Here is a 3,246-nt window from a genome sequence, read left to right as displayed (position 1 = left end):
GCGCACCAGCAGACCCGCCCCGAGCACTCCGGCGGTGACGAGCACGGCACCCGCGACCCAGGGGCCCGGGGCGATGACCGAGAACACCGGCAGCAGCGCGGCGGCGATCGCGACGAACAGACCGAGCGTCAGCAGCGAGGCATCGCGTCGGCGGCGGGGGGTGCGCAGCACTGTGACGTCAGCGCCCGACACCGGCGTACCCCTGTTCCATCGCGTCGTCCCAGGCGGCGGCGACGTCGCCGCCGGGACGCAGGATCGCGGCCCGCCATCCCCCGGCGCGCAGGCGCTCGAGCTCGACGTGCTCGGTGACGACCAGCAGCACCGGGAGCGCGGAGTGGTTCGCCACGCCGCCGAGCGTCGCGCGGTCCTCGGGCCCCAGAGCCCCGGTGATCACGACCACCGGACCGGCGAGCGCGGCGGCCGAGGCCGGGACCACGCGGTGGGCGGGGTCGTCGGCGCGAGCGCGCAGCGACGCGAACCCGGCGGCCGCGGCGCGGGCCTCGACGTCGTCGCCGCCGTCGACCGGGTCGGTCAGCAGCGTGCCGTCGCTGTCGACCACGTCGACGGTGTAGCCCTCGTGCACGAGCCGCGCGACGACCGACACGCACGCCGTGACGGCGGTCTCGAACGCCGCGTCCGACCCGGGGGCGTGCGTGGCCGCGGGGGACCAGCGCGAGACGGCCCGGTCGAGGACGACGGTCGCCGCCGGGCTGGACTCCTGCTCCTCCTGCCGCACCATCAGCGTGTCGCGGTGGGCCGTCGCCCGCCAGTGGATGCGGCGCATCGAGTCGCCGGGGGCGTAGGGGCGCGCGACCAGGTTGTCGGCGCCCTGGCCGAGCTGCAGGGTCGTGGTCTGCCGCGTCCCGCCCGCCTCACCCGACGCCGAGGGCAGCGCACCCAGGTCGACGACCGCGGGGGCGACCGTCACCGGCGTCGTGCGGCCCAACGCCAGGCGCCGCCGGAGCAGGCCGAAGGGATCGGTCGTGACGATCTCGAACGGACCGAGGGCGTGGATGCCACGCGTCCTGCCCACGATGTCGTAGCGCGCCTGCAGGCCCCCGCCCCGGCCCGAGAGCGTCGACGCGGTCGCGGGGGAGGGGCCCTCGGCCAGCCCGGTCACGCCGGACGGCAGGACGTCGCGCCATCGGCCGGGACCGCTGGGCAGGGTGCTGCGCAGTCCCGCCCGCACGGCCACCGTCGCCGAACCGCCCACCTCGGGGACCTCGGGCGTGATCGCCCGCGAGACCGTTCCGGCTCCGCGGGTCAGCAGCAGGGCCACGGCCGAGGCGGCCAGCAGCGCCACCATCAGCGTGGCGAAATACAGCAGTTCCGGGATGCCGGCGCGCTGCGCGATCACGAACGCCGCCACCGCGAGAAGCAGCGCCCCCGTTCCGCGCAGGGTGAACGGCCACCAGCGGCGCACGCGGCGACTCACGTCCTCGACGCGAGGGGCACCCGCACGCTCGTGGCGATGCGCTCGAGGGCGTCGACCACGACCGCGGCCCCCGCCCGTCCGCCGGCCGCCGACCGGTTGGGGATCAAGCGGTGCGCGAAGACGGGTGAGAGCAGCGCCGTGATGTCGTCGGGGATGACGTAGGCCCGCCCGTCCAGTGCCGCGCGCACCTTGGCGGCGCGCACGAGCTGCAGGGTCGCACGCGGGCTCGCTCCCAGCCGGATGTCGGGGTGGCTGCGCGTGGCTTGCGCGAGGGCGACGACGTACTCCTCCAGCGCCGGGGCGACGTGCACCCCGCGCGCCCACGCGATCATCGCCGTCACCTGGCGGGCGCTGACGACGGGGGTGAGCCCGTCGAGCGGATTGACGGTGTCGCGCTGACGGAGCATGAGCGCCTCGGCGGCGGCATCCGGGTACCCCATCGAGATGCGCAGCAGGAAGCGGTCGCGCTGCGCCTCGGGCAGCGCGTAGGTGCCCTCCATCTCGAGCGGGTTCTGCGTCGCGACGACGAGGAACGGCGAGGGCAGCACGTGCGTGCGCCCGTCGACGGTCACCTGGCGCTCCTCCATCGCCTCGAGCAGCGAGGACTGCGTCTTGGGCGAGGAGCGGTTGATCTCGTCGGCGATGACGATGTGGGCGAACACCGCGCCGGGGGTGAACTCGAACTGCCGCTGCACCGGGTTGAAGACGGAGACACCGGTGATGTCGCCCGGAAGCAGGTCGGGCGTGAACTGGATGCGCCGCACGTCGGCGTCGATCGTGGCGGCCATCGCCCGCGCGAGCATGGTCTTGCCCACGCCCGGCACGTCTTCGATGAGCAGGTGCCCCTCGGCCAGCAGGGCGATCAGGGCGCTGCGCACCGCGTCGGGCTTGCCGTCGATGACCCGCGACACGGATGCCACGATCTCACCGGTCAGACGGGCGAAGGCGTCCGCGTCGAGGGGGCCGTCGGCCCCCGGGCGGGCAGGGGCGGTGTCGGCGCGGCGCAGCCGTGATGTCGCCTCGGGCGTGACCGTCTCGTCCATGGCATCCCTCGTGTCGCGGGGGCGGAGGCGCGTCCTCGCCGCCGTGACCTGATCGTAACCTGCGTCTCGGGACCCGGGGGCGGAATCGGCGGGGCGCACAGGCGTCACTCGGGTGATGCACCGGACCCTAGGATCGGGGCATCGGCCCAACGGAGGAGCCCGCGCATGGCAGCTGCCACCCCCCACGCCTTCACCCACGTCCTCGCCGTCGACATCGGGGGGACCAAGGTGGACGCCGCCGTCGTCTCGGTCGACGCCGAGGTGGAGCGCTCCAGCGTCCAGCGTCGACCGACCGGGCGCGACGCCGACCGCGACACCATCGCCCGCAACGTGCGCGACGCCGCCGCCGCGGCGCTCGCCGCCGCGCCCGACGCCCGCGTGGGGGCGATCGGCGTCGGAAGCGCCGGCCCGGTCGACCTGCCGGCGCGGACCGTCTCTCCGCTGAACCTGCCGCTCGCGGCCGGTCTGCCGATCGACGAGGTGCTCGGCGGCCTCGTCGACGGCCCGATCCACCTGGCCCTCGACGGCACGTGCATCGCGCTCGCCGAGCACTGGCGCGGGGCGCTCGTCGGCTGCGACGACGCGATGGCGATCGTGGTGTCGACGGGGGTGGGCGGCGGGTTCGTGATGGGCGGTCGGCCCATCACGGGTGCCAGCGGCAACGCAGGGCACCTCGGCCAGACGTTCGTGCGCACCATCGAGGGCAACGAGGTGGTGGCATCCACCCTCGAAGCCGTCGCGGCGGGACCGGGGACGGTCGCGTGGGCC

4 protein-coding genes are annotated in these 3,246 nt (G+C 75.2%); 1 reads left to right on the top strand and 3 read right to left on the bottom strand.

Annotated features, from left to right (window positions below):
* The 3 genes from DBR36_RS17910 to DBR36_RS15050 all read right to left on the bottom strand — a co-directional run.
* A partial coding sequence (locus DBR36_RS17910; protein ID WP_181373627.1) for a hypothetical protein occupies positions 1–192 on the bottom strand: 192 nt, incomplete at its 3' end.
* Complete coding sequence (locus DBR36_RS15055; RefSeq protein WP_258222893.1) at positions 179–1,435, bottom strand: DUF58 domain-containing protein; 1,257 nt, start codon at positions 1,433–1,435, stop codon at positions 179–181. The genes DBR36_RS15055 and DBR36_RS17910, both read right to left, overlap by 14 nt.
* On the bottom strand, positions 1,432–2,478 hold the full coding sequence (locus DBR36_RS15050; protein WP_108320557.1) for a MoxR family ATPase: 1,047 nt from the start codon (positions 2,476–2,478) through the stop codon (positions 1,432–1,434). The genes DBR36_RS15055 and DBR36_RS15050 overlap by 4 nt, the downstream gene beginning before the upstream one ends.
* A gap of 165 nt (positions 2,479–2,643) precedes the next feature.
* Between DBR36_RS15050 and DBR36_RS15045 the strand changes: the two genes are divergently transcribed.
* Positions 2,644–3,246 (top strand): ROK family protein (locus DBR36_RS15045; protein WP_146185388.1); only part of this gene is annotated, 603 nt, incomplete at its 3' end.

Origin of the sequence: Microbacterium sp. HMWF026 (assembly GCF_003061325.1) — a bacterium.
Classification (GTDB): domain Bacteria; phylum Actinomycetota; class Actinomycetes; order Actinomycetales; family Microbacteriaceae; genus Microbacterium; species Microbacterium testaceum_E.
The sequence above is the reverse complement of the archived record's forward strand: the minus strand, read 5'-3'. Positions and strand labels throughout refer to the sequence as shown.